The 16,138-nt window shown below is 67.8% G+C and carries 15 protein-coding genes and 1 riboswitch; of the genes, 8 read left to right on the forward strand and 7 right to left on the reverse strand.

Annotation, left to right across the window (positions count from 1 at the left end; genetic code table 11):
* The first annotated feature begins 43 nt into the window (after nucleotides 1-43).
* Nucleotides 44-163, forward strand: a riboswitch (SAM riboswitch).
* Between the two features lie 184 nt (nucleotides 164-347).
* Genes ACZYZ7_RS19795 through ACZYZ7_RS19805 form a run of 3 tightly spaced genes read left to right on the forward strand, consistent with a single transcriptional unit; the run spans nucleotide 348 to nucleotide 3,555 of the window.
* Nucleotides 348-1,679, forward strand: coding sequence for a bifunctional o-acetylhomoserine/o-acetylserine sulfhydrylase (locus ACZYZ7_RS19795; protein WP_450070381.1), 1,332 nt, complete (start codon nucleotides 348-350; stop codon nucleotides 1,677-1,679).
* Between the two features lie 20 nt (nucleotides 1,680-1,699).
* Complete coding sequence (gene metX / locus ACZYZ7_RS19800; protein WP_450070382.1) at nucleotides 1,700-2,830, forward strand: homoserine O-acetyltransferase MetX; 1,131 nt, start codon at nucleotides 1,700-1,702, stop codon at nucleotides 2,828-2,830.
* Complete coding sequence (locus ACZYZ7_RS19805) at nucleotides 2,827-3,555, forward strand: class I SAM-dependent methyltransferase (RefSeq protein WP_450070383.1); 729 nt, start codon at nucleotides 2,827-2,829, stop codon at nucleotides 3,553-3,555. The genes metX and ACZYZ7_RS19805 overlap by 4 nt, the downstream gene beginning before the upstream one ends.
* Here the strand turns inward: ACZYZ7_RS19805 and ACZYZ7_RS19810 are convergent.
* Nucleotides 3,552-4,058, reverse strand: a complete 507-nt coding sequence (locus tag ACZYZ7_RS19810) for a winged helix-turn-helix transcriptional regulator (protein ID WP_135453086.1) — start codon at nucleotides 4,056-4,058, stop codon at nucleotides 3,552-3,554. The genes ACZYZ7_RS19805 and ACZYZ7_RS19810 overlap by 4 nt on opposite strands.
* A gap of 80 nt (nucleotides 4,059-4,138) precedes the next feature.
* Between ACZYZ7_RS19810 and ACZYZ7_RS19815 the strand changes: the two genes are divergently transcribed.
* The gene (locus ACZYZ7_RS19815) at nucleotides 4,139-4,558 is read left to right on the forward strand and encodes a nuclear transport factor 2 family protein (protein WP_450070384.1); all 420 of its coding nucleotides are present in this window, start codon (nucleotides 4,139-4,141) and stop codon (nucleotides 4,556-4,558) included.
* Here ACZYZ7_RS19815 and ACZYZ7_RS19820 read toward each other — a convergent pair.
* Both ACZYZ7_RS19820 and ACZYZ7_RS19825 read right to left on the reverse strand, forming a co-directional pair.
* Complete coding sequence (locus ACZYZ7_RS19820) at nucleotides 4,548-6,092, reverse strand: FAD-dependent monooxygenase (RefSeq protein WP_450070385.1); 1,545 nt, start codon at nucleotides 6,090-6,092, stop codon at nucleotides 4,548-4,550. The two genes, ACZYZ7_RS19815 and ACZYZ7_RS19820, sit on opposite strands and share 11 nt — an antisense overlap.
* The gene (locus tag ACZYZ7_RS19825) at nucleotides 6,089-6,712 is read right to left on the reverse strand and encodes a TetR/AcrR family transcriptional regulator (protein WP_450070386.1); all 624 of its coding nucleotides are present in this window, start codon (nucleotides 6,710-6,712) and stop codon (nucleotides 6,089-6,091) included. Before ACZYZ7_RS19825 ends, ACZYZ7_RS19820 begins: the two co-directional genes overlap by 4 nt.
* Before the next feature lie 209 nt (nucleotides 6,713-6,921).
* Here ACZYZ7_RS19825 and erm point away from each other — a divergent pair, with 209 nt between their 5' ends.
* Entirely contained in the window at nucleotides 6,922-7,662 is a 741-nt protein-coding gene (erm, locus tag ACZYZ7_RS19830) for a 23S ribosomal RNA methyltransferase Erm (RefSeq protein WP_450070387.1), read from the forward strand.
* On the opposite strand, the gene ACZYZ7_RS19835 is transcribed toward erm, so the two are convergent.
* Together ACZYZ7_RS19835 and ACZYZ7_RS19840 are read right to left on the reverse strand one after the other, a co-directional pair.
* The gene (locus ACZYZ7_RS19835) at nucleotides 7,659-7,952 is read right to left on the reverse strand and encodes a DUF3017 domain-containing protein (protein ID WP_036440671.1); all 294 of its coding nucleotides are present in this window, start codon (nucleotides 7,950-7,952) and stop codon (nucleotides 7,659-7,661) included. The two genes, erm and ACZYZ7_RS19835, sit on opposite strands and share 4 nt — an antisense overlap.
* The gene (locus tag ACZYZ7_RS19840; RefSeq protein WP_036445663.1) at nucleotides 7,949-8,800 is read right to left on the reverse strand and encodes a bifunctional methylenetetrahydrofolate dehydrogenase/methenyltetrahydrofolate cyclohydrolase; all 852 of its coding nucleotides are present in this window, start codon (nucleotides 8,798-8,800) and stop codon (nucleotides 7,949-7,951) included. The genes ACZYZ7_RS19835 and ACZYZ7_RS19840 overlap by 4 nt, the downstream gene beginning before the upstream one ends.
* 37 nt (nucleotides 8,801-8,837) lie before the next feature.
* Here ACZYZ7_RS19840 and ACZYZ7_RS19845 point away from each other — a divergent pair, with 37 nt between their 5' ends.
* Together ACZYZ7_RS19845 and ACZYZ7_RS19850 are read left to right on the forward strand one after the other, a co-directional pair.
* Nucleotides 8,838-10,070, forward strand: coding sequence for an NADH:flavin oxidoreductase (locus ACZYZ7_RS19845; RefSeq protein ID WP_450070388.1), 1,233 nt, complete (start codon nucleotides 8,838-8,840; stop codon nucleotides 10,068-10,070).
* A gap of 7 nt (nucleotides 10,071-10,077) precedes the next feature.
* A complete protein-coding gene (locus tag ACZYZ7_RS19850) occupies nucleotides 10,078-10,983 on the forward strand; it encodes a diphosphate--fructose-6-phosphate 1-phosphotransferase (RefSeq protein WP_463741574.1) in 906 nt (301 codons plus the stop codon).
* Here ACZYZ7_RS19850 and ACZYZ7_RS19855 read toward each other — a convergent pair.
* On the reverse strand, nucleotides 10,980-12,749 hold the full coding sequence (locus ACZYZ7_RS19855) for an outer membrane protein assembly factor BamB family protein (RefSeq protein WP_463741575.1): 1,770 nt from the start codon (nucleotides 12,747-12,749) through the stop codon (nucleotides 10,980-10,982). The two genes, ACZYZ7_RS19850 and ACZYZ7_RS19855, sit on opposite strands and share 4 nt — an antisense overlap.
* Nucleotides 12,750-12,825: 76 nt before the next feature.
* Between ACZYZ7_RS19855 and ACZYZ7_RS19860 the strand changes: the two genes are divergently transcribed.
* Nucleotides 12,826-15,474, forward strand: a complete 2,649-nt coding sequence (locus ACZYZ7_RS19860) for an FHA domain-containing protein (RefSeq protein ID WP_463741576.1) — start codon at nucleotides 12,826-12,828, stop codon at nucleotides 15,472-15,474.
* Between the two features lie 99 nt (nucleotides 15,475-15,573).
* Here ACZYZ7_RS19860 and ACZYZ7_RS19865 read toward each other — a convergent pair whose 3' ends face one another.
* On the reverse strand, nucleotides 15,574-16,137 hold the full coding sequence (locus ACZYZ7_RS19865; RefSeq protein WP_463741577.1) for a pentapeptide repeat-containing protein: 564 nt from the start codon (nucleotides 16,135-16,137) through the stop codon (nucleotides 15,574-15,576).
* Nucleotide 16,138 lies beyond the last annotated feature (1 nt).

A 16,138-nucleotide genomic window follows, 5' to 3' on the forward strand; every position in this document is an offset into this window, starting at 1 on the left:
ACCGACTGGCATGGCCTCAGCGCGTTGCGATAAGCTGCAGACCGGTCATGAGTGTCAGCATCAAGCCCCGGCTTGCTGGCCGGCAACCCTCCAACCGCGGTGGGGTGCCCCGGGTGATGACCAGGTTGAGCAGTCGTTCGCGGCTGTAAGGCAAGCGCGGGTCCGAAGGTACGGGCCCCAGACAGACAGGGAAACCTGATGGAGGCCACCCATATGTATGTGTCCGTGAATTGTTGGTGTCTGCTGCCTGTCGTCGCTGACGACAGGCGCGACTCCCAGTAGCCGACCACATTTCTACCTTCCCGATCTCGTGACCCTCATCCCGTCACCGGAGGAGACACCTAGCCATGACAACCCCAGACAACGTCGCGAACTGGTCGTTCGAGACCAAGCAGGTCCATGCCGGCCAGAGCCCTGACACCGCCACGAAGGCCCGGGCCCTGCCGATCTACCAGACCACGTCCTACACCTTCGACAGCACCGACCACGCCGCCGCCCTGTTCGGGCTGGCCGAGCCGGGCAACATCTACACCCGGATCATGAACCCCACCACCGACGTCGTCGAGCAGCGCATCGCCGCACTCGAAGGCGGCGTCGCCGCCCTGCTCCTGTCCTCGGGCCAGGCCGCCGAAACGTTCGCGATCCTCAACCTGGCCGGCGCCGGTGACCACATCGTGTCCAGCCCGCGCCTGTACGGCGGCACATACAACCTGTTCCACTACACGCTGCCCAAGCTGGGCATCGAGGTCAGCTTCGTCGACGACCCCGACAGCCTGGACAGCTGGCGGGCTGCGGTACGGCCGAACACCAAGGCCTTCTTCGGCGAGACCATCTCCAACCCTCAAATCGACATCCTCGACATCCCGAATGTGTCCGCCGTGGCACACGAGAACGGTGTCCCGCTGATCGTCGACAACACCATCGCCACCCCGTACCTGATCCAGCCGATCGCGCTCGGCGCCGACATCGTGGTGCACTCGGCGACCAAATACCTGGGCGGCCACGGCTCGGCGATCGCCGGCGTGATCGTCGACAGCGGCAACTTCGACTGGACGCAGGGCCGCCACCCCGGCTTCACCACACCGGATCCCAGCTACCACGGCGTGGTCTTCGCCGAGCTCGGTGCGCCCGCCTACGCCCTGAAGGCCCGGGTGCAGCTGCTGCGCGACCTGGGCAGCTCCATCTCCCCCTTCAATGCCTTTTTGATCTCGCAGGGATTGGAAACGCTGTCCCTGCGTGTTGAACGCCACGTGGCCAATGCGCAGAAAGTCGCCGAGTACCTGGCCGGGCACTCCGGCGTCACCTCGGTGAACTACGCCGGACTCCCCACCTCACCCTGGTACGAGCTGGGCCGGACCATCGCCCCGAAGGGCACGGGCGCGGTGCTGGCGTTCGAGCTGGAGGGCGGGATCGAGGCCGGAAAGGCGTTCGTCAACGCCCTGACCCTCCACAGCCACGTCGCCAACATCGGTGACGTGCGTTCCCTGGTGATCCACCCCGCCTCGACCACACACGCGCAGCTCTCCCCCGAGGAGCAGCTGTCTACCGGCGTCACGCCCGGCCTGGTCCGGTTGGCCGTCGGCATCGAGGGAATCGACGACATCCTGGCCGACCTGGAGCAGGGGTTCGCCGCCGCCCGTCCGTTCAGCGGCGTGCCGCAGACTGCGGCGACGGTGTAGGACGGCGAGAGAAGACCGGCATGACGATCACCGAAGAACCAGCCGTGTCCACCCTCCCTTTGCCTACCGAAGGCGAGATCAGCGTGGTGCACATCGGTGCGCTCACGCTCGAGAACGGCACCGTCCTGCCCGACGTGTCGATCGCCGTGCAGCGCTGGGGTGAGCTGTCACCCGCACGCGACAACGTGGTGATGGTGCTGCACGCGCTGACCGGCGACTCCCACGTCACGGGACCGGCCGGCGACGGTCACCCGACCGCAGGCTGGTGGGACGGGGTGGCCGGACCGGGCGCCCCGATCGACACCGATCAGTGGTGCGCGATTTCGACCAACGTGCTCGGCGGCTGCCGCGGGTCCACCGGCCCCGGCTCGATCGCCCCCGACGGAAAGCCCTGGGGCTCAAGGTTTCCCCAGATCACGATCCGCGACCAGGTCGAGGCCGACCGGGCCGCACTGGCAGCCTTCGGCATCACCGAGGTGGCCGCGGTGGTCGGCGGGTCGATGGGTGGAGCCCGCGCGCTGGAATGGCTCGTCGGGCATCCCGAGGAAGTCCGGGCCGGCCTTGTCCTGGCCGTCGGCGCCCGTGCCACCGCCGATCAGATCGGCACCCAGAGCGCCCAGGTGGCCGCGATAAAGGCCGATCCGGACTGGCAGGGCGGGGACTACCACGACACCGGCCGGACCCCGCTGGCCGGCATGGAGATCGCCCGGCGCTTCGCGCACCTGACCTACCGCGGCGAGGAAGAACTCGACGAGCGGTTCGCCAATGACGCCCAGGGTGACGAGGACCCGACCAACGGAGGGCGCTACGGGGTGCAGAGCTACCTGGAATACCAGGGCGGTAAATTGGCCCGCCGATTCGACCCGGGCACCTATGTGGCCCTCTCGGATGCGCTGTCGACCCACGATGTGGGCCGCGGCCGCGGCGGAGTTTCCAGTGCGCTGCGGAGTTGTCCGGTGCCCGTCATCGTCGGCGGGATCACCTCCGACCGGCTCTACCCCATCCGGCTACAGCAGGAACTGGCCGAGCTACTGCCCGGCTGCAACGGCCTGGACGTCGTCGACTCGGCGTACGGTCACGACGGCTTCCTGGTCGAGACGGAAGTGGTGGGCAAGCTGATCCGCCGCACACTGGAGTTGGCACAGCGGTGAGCTCGCCCAAACAGCGTTCCCTGTCCTTCGGCTCAGAAGCCGCGGCATATGAACGCGGCCGGCCGTCGTATCCGCCGGAAGCGATCGACTGGCTGCTCCCCGAGGGAGCCCACGACGTGCTGGACCTGGGCGCAGGCACCGGCAAGTTGACGACCCGGCTCGTCGAGCGCGGGCTGGACGTGATCGCCGTCGATCCCATCCCGGAAATGCTTGAGCTGCTATCGAACTCACTGCCGGATACGCCGGCACTGCTGGGCACGGCCGAGGAGATCCCGTTGGCCGACAACAGCGTCGACGCGGTTCTGGTGGCCCAGGCCTGGCACTGGTTCGACCCCGAGCGGGCCGTCAAGGAGGTCAGCCGGGTGCTGCGCCCCGGCGGCCGGCTGGGCCTGGTCTGGAACACCCGCGACGAACGGCTGGGCTGGGTCAAGGATCTGGGCCGCATCATCGGCCCCGAGCACGATCCGTTCAACAGTGAGGTGACACTGGCCGCGCCATTCGGCGAGATCGAACGGCATCAGGTGGAGTGGACGAGTTACCTGACGCCCCAGGCCCTCATCGATCTGGTGGCCTCCCGCAGCTACTGCATCACCTCACCGGAGAAGGTGCGCACCAGGACGCTGGACCAGGTTCGCGAGCTGCTCGCCACTCACCCCGCGCTGGCCAACTCTTCGGGGCTGGCGCTGCCCTACGTCACCGTGGGTATCCGGGCCAGTCTGGCCTAGCCCGTTGAGCGGCCGAGGATGAACTCGCCAATGACGGCGGTGCCGGGGCCGGGGCGGGCCCCGGGGCCCGGGGCGGCCGTTGCCGTCGCCGCGTCGAGTTCGCCGCCGCACTGTGCACACACGGTCTTGGCCGTAGTGACGCGACCGCATTCGCTGTGGACGATCAGCGCCGGTGGTCCGTCCGCGTCACCCAGCCATTTGTCTCCCCAGGCGAGCAGTGTCGCGATCACCGGGTACAGATCGCGTCCTTTGTCGGTGAGCAGGTACTCGTAGCGCGGTGGTGCACTCTGGTACCGGCGTCGTTCCACCACCCCGTGGCGTTCGAGTTCGTCCAGACGCGCGGCCAGGATGTTCGAGGCGATACCGAGATCGCGCCGGATGTCCTCGAACCGCGTCATCCCTGCGAACAGGTCACGCAGGACCAGCGGCGTCCACCGCTGCCCCACCACCTCGACAGCACGTGCGATCGAGCACGAGATGTCGCTGAAGGACTGTTTCGGCACCCCTCAACCGTAGCCCATTGCAATTCGCAATGAACTACGGTTGAGTAGATTGCAAATCGCAATCGAGGTGAGGACAGGGCATGACAACGACTACCGATTCGGTCACCGCGTTCTGCGACGCCACCCGCACCAACGACCTCGACGCGCTCGTCGCGACCCTCGCGCCCGACGCAGAGCTGGTCTCACCGCTCTCCGGCCGAATGGTGTTCCGGGGACACGACGACCTTCGGCAGCTCCTCGGCGCGGTGTACGGCGGCCTGCGAGACCTCACCTGGGACGAAGTGATCGGCGATGGCCCGACCCGCGTCGCGATAAGCGAGGGCCGGGTTGGCGGCGTCACCATCACCGATGCGCTGGTGTTCGAACTCGATGGAAGCGGGCGGATCCGACGCCTGCGTCCGCACCTGCGGCCGTGGCTTGCGACCACGGTGTTCGCCATGCGGCTCGGACCGAAACTCGTCCGCCATCCCGGCGTCCTGCGCCGCGCTCTCAGGCGCTGAGCGCGGCCATCTCGGTCTCCGCACCGAACCAGCGCTCCAGCGCCGCACGCAGCCCTTCCCCGTCGAATTCGTCTGTGGCCCAGGCGACGTAGCCATCGGGTCGGATCAACAACGCCGCGGCAGGCCGATCGGCAACGGTCGCCTCGACGACGTCCACCCGATCCTGCCAGCCCGAGACCGCGTCGGCACAGCCGCCGCCGGACAGGTCGAGCAGTACGGGACGTCCGCGGTGCAACAGTTGCGCGATCCGGCGGCCGTCGGACAACGTCAACGCCGGGACGAAGCGCCCGGACAGCCTGTGCTCATCGCCGACGTCGTAGCGGACATCGGAACCGGCAAGCACGCCGGCGATATGGGATGAGCCGTCCGGCGTCGCCAGCAGCTCACCGAAAAGCGTTCGGAGCGCCGTGACTTCGGGACCGGCAGCCATCAGGGCGGCCTGAGCCATCGAATGCATCATCACCCGCTGCCCGGCCGGCCAGCGCTCACTGTGATAGCTGTCCAGCAAACCGTCCGGCGCCCACCCCTGCACGGCGGCGGCGAGTTTCCAGCCCAGGTTCATCGCATCCTGCATGCCCAGGTTCAGGCCGGGCCCGCCCATCGCCGAATGGACATGGGCGGCATCGCCCACCAGGAAGACATTGCCGGCGCGGTACTGCGCGGCCTGACGGGTGTTCTGACCATTGATCCGCCGCAGGGCGTGCGGCCCCGGCCCGCTCGGTGGTTGGATCGGCAGGTCGGCGCCGACCACCCGCTTCACGCTCTCGCGCAGTTCGTCGATGGTCAACTCAGGGGCGTCGTCGGGCAGGACCGAACCGTATTCGATGGTCCCGAGCATCGAGCGGCCCGCCTGGAACTCGGCATAGATCAGCACACCGCCTTCGAACCGGTTGTGACCGAACGGGATTTGCCCGACACCCGGGACGTTCAGCGCACCGTAACCGGTGCGCAACTCGTCCGGCAGGCTGATGTGGGCCACCCGCGCTATGACATCGGTGGTCAGCCCGGGAAAGTCGATGCCCGCCTTCTTCCTGACCGGACTGCGGCCACCGTCAGCCCCGACGAGGTAGGTCGCCGGCAACCGGTAGTTCCCCTCAGACGAAGAGACATCGAGAACCACGCCGTCGGATCCCTGCTCGAAATCGGTGAGTTCATGTCCCCACCGGATCTCAGCCCCCAGGCCCCGAACCCAGTCCGCCAGTTCGCGCACCACTCGGGGCTGTTGAATCAGCATGCCGTACATGGGGTTGTCCACGACGTCGGTGAACGGCACCTGCATGCCCGCGAAGATGTAGCCGTCCATTGGTTGCGGAGGCGCATCCGACCCGCTCAGCGTCTGATACAAGCCGCGAAGGTCGAGCACGCGATTGGCCTGTCCGACAATGCCATTGGCCTTGAGTTCCGGGCTGGGCTCAGCCAGCTGCTCGAGCACCACCGGCCGCAAACCGGCCAGGGCCAACTCCCCCGCCACCAGCAGGCCGTTGGGCCCCGCGCCCGAGATGACGACATCTACCCGATCTGTTGTGTGTTTCATTTCTTCCCTCCCGGTTCCGGCAGGCCCGCGGCCACCGCCGCGAACCCTTTGCGCAGCAGTGACGTGAATGCCACCGGCGGATCAGAGTTCCCGTACTCGTCCATCGCGACATCGCCGACCGCCCGGACGACGGCGGCCACGAGCCGCGGGTACATATCGCGCTCGGCATCCGTGCCGGTCCGCTCGGCGATCGCCGCGACCCACTCGTCGTTCATCCCCCGAAAGGTGGCGTCGCGAATCTCCGGGATCATCAGCAGTTTTCGAACCTCGGCCAGCTGCTGACGGGTCGGCAGCGCGCTCTCCGCACCGTAGACGTCGGACATGTCGGCGTCCAACGGTTTAATCACCGATTCGGTGATGGCGGTCCACAACGGCTCGTCGGCGGGGCGCTCGCGCAGCATGTCGATGCTGCAGCGCATGCGTTCCTGCTGCCGGTATCCGAGCGCGTCGTACTTGCCGGCGAAGTAGTTGGTGAACGTGCGCAGCGAAACGCCTGCCAGGTTGGCGATGTCCTCGCGGGTGACGTTCTCCAACCCACGTTCGAACGCCAGGCTCAGCGCGGCATCGCTCAGCGCCCTGCGGGTATCGAGCTTCTTGCGTTCTCGCAGTCCGGGTGCCATGTCTGCACGGTAGACCAAATACTGCCCGTTGGGCAATATTGCCCCCTGGGCATTTCCTGTGAAAATCAGTTGAGGCCAGGCCGCCACTCTGCCTACCGTGGCAGGCATGTCAGTGACCTACATCCGCTTGCGCACCACATAACCGGCGGATCTTCACTTTCCAGGAACGTCCGCCGCAGCAGCTTTGTCCCTGCGAGCGCGGAGCATTCGTGTCTTCAACTCATCACGGCCGGCACGAGTACGGCCAGAATTTCCTGTGCGACCGACGCGTGGTCGCCGACATCGTCAGAATCGTCTCGCACACAACAGGTCCCATCGTCGAGATCGGCGCCGGCGACGGCGCGCTCACCCTGCCGCTGCAACGGCTGGACCGGCCGCTGACCGCCATCGAGATCGACCGGCGGCGGGCTCGACGATTGGCGGACCGAACCTCGGCCGAGGTGGTAAGTGCAGATTTTCTGCAGTACCGACTACCCGCAATGCCGCACGTGGTGGTGGGCAACCTGCCCTTTCACCTGACCACCGCGATCCTACGGCGGCTGCTACACGGCCCGGGCTGGACCGACGCCGTACTGCTGATGCAGTGGGAGGTGGCCCGGCGGCGGGCCGCGGTCGGCGGCGCCACCATGATGACGGCGCAGTGGTGGCCGTGGTTCGAATTCGGTTTGGCACGAAAGGTTTCCGCGGACGCGTTTCGACCACGACCCGGTGTGGACGCCGGGCTGCTGACCATCAAACGCCGCGGTGAACCCCTGATCCCGTCGGCCGACCGGCGCCGATATCAGGCCCTGGCACACGAGGTGTTCACCGCGCGGGGCCGCGGCCTGGCGCAGATCCTGCGACCTCACGTAGATCGGCGGTGGTTGCAGGCCAACGGAATTCAACCATCGGCACTGCCGCGGGACTTGTCCGCACAGCAGTGGGCGGCCCTGTTCGCCGCGGTGGACTAGCTGGTGCCCAGCGGGTCGATGGTCCAGGCGATGTAGAGCACCACCGCGCTCACGGTCGCGGTGGTCGCGAAGTCGATCGTCCGGCTTCGCACCACAAGCAGGCCGGCCCGGTCGTCGGTGAGCGCGAGCCGCAGCGCAGCCGCCGCACCGACGCCGATCCCGATCACCAGTGCGCCGCGGCGCCAATAGCCCGCCACCACCAAGGCGAAGGCCGCGATAAAGATCAGCCCGACCACGAGGATCGGCCACTGCCCGGCGACCACCTTCTGGACGAACTCCTTTGCCGTCACGCCAGTTTCGACTCTTCGAGCTCGACGACGTTGGTCAGCAGGAACGCCCGCGTCAGCGGCCCCACCCCGCCCGGGTTGGGCGACACGTGCCCGGCGACGTCCCACACGTCCGGCGCCACATCTCCGGTCAGCTTGCCGTCCACCCGGCTCACGCCGACGTCGACGACGGCCGCACCCGGCTTGACCATGTCCGCGGTGACCATGTGCGGCACGCCGACCGCGGCGATGATGATGTCGGCCTGCCGGGTCAGCGCGGGCAGATCCCGCGTCCCGGTGTGGCACAACGTCACGGTGGCATTCTCCGAGCGCCGGGTCAGCAGCAGGCCCATCGGCCGGCCGACGGTGACGCCACGGCCGATCACCACGACATGGGCGCCGGCGATCGGCACATCGAACCGGCGCAGCAGGTGCACGATGCCGCGCGGCGTGCACGGCAGCGGCGCATCTTTTCCGAGAACAAGTCGGCCCAGGTTGGTCGGATGCAGACCGTCGGCGTCCTTGGCCGGGTCGATGCGCTCCAGCGCGGCGTTCTCATCCAGATGCTTGGGCAGCGGCAGCTGCACGATGTAGCCCGTGCAGTCCGGGTTGGCGTTGAGCTCGTCGATCGTCTCATCGAGCTGGGCCTGCGTGATGTCGGCGGGCAGGTCGCGGCGGATCGAGTTGATCCCGACCTTTGCGCAGTCAGCATGCTTGCCGCGCACATAGGCCTGAGAGCCAGGGTCGTCACCGACCAGCACGGTTCCGAGGCCGGGCGTCCGTCCCGCTTCGGTCAACTTCGCTACGCGCTGCTTGAGGTCGACGAAGATCTCGTCGCGCGTCGCCTTACCGTCCAACACAATGGAACCCACGCTCCCCATTGTGTCAGCCGCGTGGCAGGCTCAGCATATGAACACCCAGCCCAATGTGTTCACTGATGTTTTCAGTGAGGCCAAGCTCGGCCCGGTGACACTGCGCAACCGCATCATCAAGGCCGCCACCTTCGAAGCGTCCACGCCTGATGCGCTGGTCACGGAGGATTTGATCAACTATCACCGGTTGCCCGCGGCCGGCGGCGTCGGCATGACCACCGTCGCCTACTGCGCGGTGGCCCCCGGCGGCCGTACCGACGGCTGGCAGATCTGGATGCGGCCCGAGGCCGTACCCGGACTGACCAAACTGACCGAGACCATCCATGCCGAGGGCGCGGCAATCAGCGCCCAGATCGGCCACGCCGGCCCGGTGGCCAACTCCCGGACCAACAAAGCCAAGGCGCTGGCGCCGGTGCGGTTCTTCAACCCGCTGTCGATGCGGTTTGCCAAGAAGGCATCGATCGACGACATCCGCGACGTCACCGAAGCGCATGCCAACGCCGCACGGCTGGCCATCGACTCCGGCTTCGACGCGGTCGAGGTTCACCTCGGCCACAACTACCTGGCCAGCTCGTTCCTGTCCCCGCTGATCAACCGGCGCACCGACGAGTTCGGCGGATCGCTGGAGAACCGGGCCAAGGTCGCCCGTGGAGTCGTGCGCGCGGTGCGCGACGCCGTCGACAAGCACGGCGACCGGAAGATCGCCGTCATCGCCAAACTCAACATGAGCGACGGTGTCCGCGGCGGCATCCCGATCGACGAGTCCCTGCAGACGGCGAAGTGGCTCGAAGAGGACGGCGGCCTGGACGCCATCGAGCTCACCGCGGGCAGCTCTTTGGTCAACCCGATGTACCTGTTCCGCGGCGGCGCGCCGGTCAAGGAGTTCGCCGCGAACTTCAAACCCCCGATCAGCTGGGGCATCCGGATGAGCGGCAACAAGTTCTTCCGCGAGTATCCGTACCACGAGGCGTATCTGATGCGCGACGCCGAGAAGTTCCGCGCCGAGCTGAGCATGCCGATCATCCTGCTGGGCGGCATCACCAACCGCGAGACGATGGACCGGGCGATGGCAGCGGGCTTCGAGTTCGTCGCGATGGGGCGCGCGCTGCTCGCCGAGCCGGACCTGCTCAACCGGATCAAGGCCGAGGAAGACAACGACGGTCAAGGCCGTGTCTTGTCCAAGTGTACGCATTGCAACATGTGCATGCCGACGATCTACAGCCACACTCACTGCGTGGTGACGGGAGCCCCGGACTCACTCGTGAGCTAATAGCTCCATGGTCGGCAACCCCAGCGACACCATGGTGACCTACCGCTACGTGCGGGTCGGTCTGGTGGCGCTGGTGGTGTTCCTGTTGTGTTCTCTCGCGTTGACCTGGGCGCACACTTGCCCTCAGGGTTCCATCAGCGCGTTCTTCTACACCCGCACCCACGCGGTGTTCCTTGCCTCCCTGTGCGCCATCGGCATCTGCCTGATCGCCTACAAGGGCAGCCGGGTGGGCGAAGAGGCGCTGCTGAACTATGCCGGATTCCTGGCCTTCATCGTCGCCCTGGTGCCCACCGGTCCCGCCGACCTGTGTCAGCCGTGGCTTCCCAGCGTGGCCGACCCGTTCGGCGGCGTCGCCAACAACGTCGCCGCGCTGTTCGTGGCCGTGGCCGTCGGCGCCACCATGTACTACACGCTGGACCACTGGCGCCGCCCCAGGGATGCACCCGTGCCGTCCCCGCTGTCGTGCGCCGAGGCCGCCTCCCTGTGGAAGACCGTCGCCACCGCGTTGCTGCGATCCGAGAAATGGCTTCCCACAGTGTTGGTGATCCTCGCGATCGCCGGGGCGCCGCTCATGCTCTGGGACTGGTTTGCCGATCACGCACACGCCATCGCGGCGGTCGCGATGTTCCTGGCCATCACGCTCGTGGCGGTCTACCACGCGTGCTACGCCAGGGCCGCGGTGCGCCCGCACCTGGCCCGGTTCTATGCGACGATCGCCGGGCTGATGCTGATCACGGTCGTGGCCGGCGTCGTGCTGCTGATCCTGGGATGGCACTTCGGTGTGCTCACCGTCGAACTCATCCTCATCGTGCTGTTCGCCGTGTTCTGGGCGGTGCAGACCTGGGACGTCTGGGACGCCCAGGACCGCTACCCGGAAGAGGCCGTGCCCACGCTGGCCAACAGTCCCACTTAGTCCGTGTACCCGTCGATCTGCAGCGTCTGCCCGTCACGCCACAGCACCAGCACCGCGCCCGGCGCCGGGACGAATCCTTCGACCGATTTCACGGGCACCGCTGCGGTCTGAGCGCATGTCTTCGCATCGAACGTGCGCAACGATGCCGCGCCGCCGCGCGGACCGCGGTCGGCGACGACGAGGGAACCGGACGCCGTGAAGTAGGCCGGTTGATCGACCGGCTGACTCGGCACGTTCGACCGGACCGGCTCGATATCGCCGGGGAGGCCACATCGTTCGCGTCCGTCGGGGCCGAACAGGGTCAGGCGGGTCGACACGTCCTCGAGGTACCACACCAGGAAGTCGTCGTTGAGGCCCGATGATTCACTGGGGCGTCCGCGAGGCGGCAGGGTACTGACGGTGCGGTCGACGATATTGGCGTACATCGCTCCGGCCGGTGCACCGGGTCCGACGGCCGACACGAAGACTCCGACGCGGTTGCCGACGCTCACCCCGAGCTTGAGGTAGCGCTGTTCGATCGGCGCCGCCGGGTCGATGTGGCTCTCGAACAGCGTGGTGTCCCAACCGATTTCCCCGGTTTGGGGATCGAGCACAGTCAACCAGACTTTGCCGTCCCGGCATTGCACCGCGGACACCACACCCGACGAGGTCACGGTTGGTTCGACGATGCCGCAATCGGGATGCGGCGCACGTACGTTCCACATCGGCCGGCCGGTCCGGCTGTCGTACCGGGTCCACATTTGCTCGTCGTTCCAGCCCACCACCAACGGTCCGGTGGCGAATCGGTAGCGCCCACGGGCCGCCTCGAGCAGATCCGGATCGCCACTGGTCCACAGCCGGTCGCCGGTGACGGCGTCGAGGCCGACGAGCCCGGCGTCGATGAAGGCCAGCACCGTGGCGCCATCGTCGACCACGCGCATCCCGTTGACGCGCACTTCCCCGGGCCCGGTCCGTGAGTAGTACCAGCGCTCCTTGCCGTCGGCGCCATAGGCCGTGATGCGGCCCTTCTGATAGACGGCGAAACCGGCTCCGGCGGCAGCGATGTCGTACAACGGCACATCTTTGTCGGTGAACGCGTCGGGCGCCGACACCGTGAACGTTCGCTGCCCGAGCGCACCGGGCATCGCCGGAACATCACTAGCTGCCGCCGTCGTCGCATCGACGAAGCGCCCGTCATCACCGGCGCGCAACGCACCCACGGTCACCACCGCGGCAACCACGACGGCGATCGCTGCACCGACTGCCAGCAACTTCACCGCGCCGCGCTCCAACCGCGGGAAGGCCCGTGCCGCCAGGAAAGTCGCCGCCGCCCCGGCCAGACACAACCACCACGACGCCATCCCGGCGGGCAGTGCCGCGGTAACCGGCGCGTTGTCCATCGCCGTCCGGTAGAACGCCGGGATCCCCTGGGTGATGTACGCGATGACCAGCAGCGCCGCCACGCCTGCCGCCCCGGCCGGGGTGGCCGCCAGGTCACGGCCGGTGTGGCCGCGCCAGACGCCGTAGGCCATCGCCGCGATCAGCACCACCGCGATCACCGCCACCACCAACGCCATCCGGTTCGGCAGGGCGTCGCCCCACCGGTGCAGGCCCAGCACGTACCAGGAACTCTCCCCGGCGCTGCGCGGTGCGACCAACCGCGCCCATGCACCCAGCGCCGCGGCCCACACCAACAACACCACCGCCGCGCCGGCCAGCATCGTGCCGACCGCCCTCAGCAGGCTCAGCACGCGGCCGGCCGTCTTCTGCGCCCCTTCAGAAACCATGTGAGCCATAGTCACACGCCGCGACACCTCCGCAACGGCCCAGCCCCGGCGAAAAGTACCGATAGAGTTGAGCGCGATGAGCCCTGCGCTGACTGTTCGTTACGACGGATCGACCCGTACCTTTGCCCCGGGCAACGATGTCGTCATCGGCCGAGACCTCCGTGCCGACGTCCGCATCGCCCACCCGCTGATCTCGCGCGCCCACCTGGTGCTGCGTTTCGACCAAGGTCGGTGGATCGCGATCGACAACGGCAGCCTCAACGGCATGTATGCCAACGGCCGCCGGGTGCCCTCGATCGACATCCACGACGGCCAGGTCGTCAACATCGGCAACCCGGACGGACCCCAGGTGACCTTCGAGGTCGGACGGCACCAGGGCTCCGTCGGCCGGACACCGACCGCGGCGGTACCCATCGGGAACCGGCCCAGCGGGGCGTGGCCCACTCAGGCGTCGGCCCCCGGGCGTCAGCAGTACGGGCAGCCGCCGGCGCCCCAGCGCCCCGGATACTCGTCCGGCCCGCAGCCGCGCTACCCGACCCCGCCGACCGGATATCCGAGCGGCCCCCAGGGTGGTTATCCGAGCGGACCGCAGTCGGGATATCCCAGCGGCCCCCAGGCGTACCAGTCGCAACCGGTTCGCTCCCCGGCCCCGGCGAACCCGTCCCAGGCAGCGACATCGATGGCGCCGGCCGCCGCCTCGGACCGCGGCGGCAGCGAGGCCGGCGGCAACATCGCGACCAGCATGATGAAAATCCTGCGGCCCGGGCGCACCGCCGCGGCGCCGGCAGGTGCGGTGAAGATCGGCCGCGCGACCGACAACGACATCGTCATCCCCGACGTGCTGGCCTCACGCCATCACGCCACGTTGATCCCGTTGACCGGCGGCACCGAGATCCGCGACGAGCGCAGCATCAACGGCACCTTCGTCAACGGCGCGCGGGTGGACAGCGCGATATTGCACGACGGCGACGTGGTCACCATCGGCAACGTCGACCTGGTGTTCAGCGGCGGCACCCTGGTCCGCCGCAGCGAGACCGAGGCCGACACCCGCACCGGCGGCCTTGAGGTGCGCGGTCTGACGTGGACCATCGAGGGCAACAAGACGCTGCTCGACAACATCTCCGTCGACGCCCGGCCCGGCACGCTCACCGCGGTGATCGGCCCGTCGGGTGCGGGCAAGTCGACGTTCGCCAAACAGGTCGCCGGCTACACACATCCGACCACCGGCACCATCACCTTCGAGGGCCACGACGTCCACGCCGAGTACGCCTCGCTGCGTTCCCGGATCGGCATGGTCCCGCAGGACGACGTGGTGCACGGCCAGCTCACCGTCCGGCAGGCGCTGATGTACGCCGCCGAACTGCGGCTGCCGCCGGACACCACCAAGGAAGACCGCGAACAGGTCGTCATGCAGGTGCTCGAGGAACTCGAGATGACCAAGCACCTCGACACCCGCGTCGACAAGCTGTCCGGCGGGCAGCGCAAGCGTGCCTCGGTCGCGCTCGAACTGCTGACCGGCCCGTCACTGCTGATCCTCGACGAGCCCACCTCAGGCCTGGACCCGGCACTCGACCGCCAGGTCATGACGATGCTGCGCCAGCTGGCCGACGCAGGCCGCGTGGTGCTGGTCGTCACCCACTCGCTGACCTACCTCGACGTGTGTGATCAGGTGCTGCTGCTGGCCCCCGGCGGCAAGACCGCGTTCTGCGGCTCGCCCGACCAGATCGGCCCCGAACTCGGCACCACCAACTGGGCCGACATCTTCAGCACCGTCGCGGGCGATCCGGTCGAGGCCAACCGGCGCTACCTGGCCCGTACCGGCCCGGCACCGGCAGCCGAACCGTCGTCGGCACAGCCCGGCGACCTGGGCGAGCCGGCCAAGACCAGCCTGTTCCGGCAGCTGTCCACGATCGCCCGCCGGCAAGTCCGGCTGATCGTGTCCGACCGCGGTTACACCGCGTTCCTGCTGATGCTGCCGTTCATCATGGGAGTGCTGTCGCTGTCGGTGCCCGGTACCGTCGGGTTCGGCCTGCCGGTCCCGGCCGTCCAAGGCGGCGAGGCCCCCAATGAACCGGGCCAGATCCTGGTGATGCTCAACGTGGGCGCCATCTTCATGGGCACCGCGCTGACCATCCGGGCGCTGATCGGCGAGCAGGCGATCTTCCGCCGCGAGCAGGCGGTCGGCCTGTCGACGACGGCCTACCTGCTGGCCAAGATCGCGGTGTTCGCGGTGTTCGCGGTAATCCAGTCGGCCATCGTCACGGTGATCACGATCCTCGGAAAGGGCTGGGGCCCGGGCTCAGTCGACAGCGGGGCCTTCATCGGCGGCCGCAACCTGGAGTTGTTCATCGACATCTCCATGACGTGTGTGGCCTCGGCGATGGTGGGCCTGGCCCTGTCGGCGCTGGCCCGCTCGGCCGAACAGATCATGCCGCTGCTGGTGGTGACCGTGATGAGTCAGCTGGTGTTCTCCGGCGGCATGATCCCGGTGACCGGCCGCGTGGTGCTCGATCAGTTGTCCTGGATCACCCCGGCCCGCTGGGGCTTCGCGGCCTCCGCATCCACCGTCGACCTGACCCGCCTGGTGCCGCCGCCGCTGCTGCCCGCCGATTCGCACTGGAAGCACACCCCGACGGTGTGGCTGATCAACATCGGCATCCTGTTGCTGCTGTGCATCGTCTACACGGGGTTCGTTCGCTGGCGGATCCGGCTCAAGGCCGGCTGAGTCCTCCCACGAGCAGTCCCCCGCAAGGGGAGGGCCCTCAAGAAAACTGCCCCTTTTCGCAGGAAAAGGGGCAGTTTTGTGTCTGCTGGGCGGGAAGGGTCAGCCGCCGTGGACGTCGAGACCATGGGCGGCTGAGTAGGCCAGCGCCTGGGCGATGTCGATCTTGGCGCCGCGCAGCTTCGCGGTGGTCCAGAAGGTGGGGTCGACGCGGGCGCCGCGCAGATCGGCCTCGTCGAACTTGGCATCCTGCACCCGTGCGCCGGTCAGGTCCGCCTGCCGTAGCACCGCCTTGCGCAGGTCCACCCCGACCAGGCTGGCCTCACGCAACCGGCAGCCCGACAGGTCAACGCTGCGCAGGTCGCAGCCGCCGAGAACGGCCAGGGTCAGATCCGACTCCACGATCTTGATGGGCCGCAGCCGGCACTCGGTGAACACCGAGCCCAACAGACTGCAGTTGGTGAACGTGCTGTGCCAGAGCGTGGCACGACGAAACGTGCAGTTGCGGAACGCCGAGCCGAAATGCTCCGACTCGGACATGTCCACACCGCTGAAGTCGCACTCGGTGAACACCACGCGCTCGGTGCGCAACCGGCTCAGGTCTTCCTCGCGGAAATCGTGACCGGTGAATTCCCTGTCCGCCCAGGCGGTTTCGTCAGCTACCACG

Source organism: Mycobacterium sp. IDUB_17 (assembly GCF_055419465.1).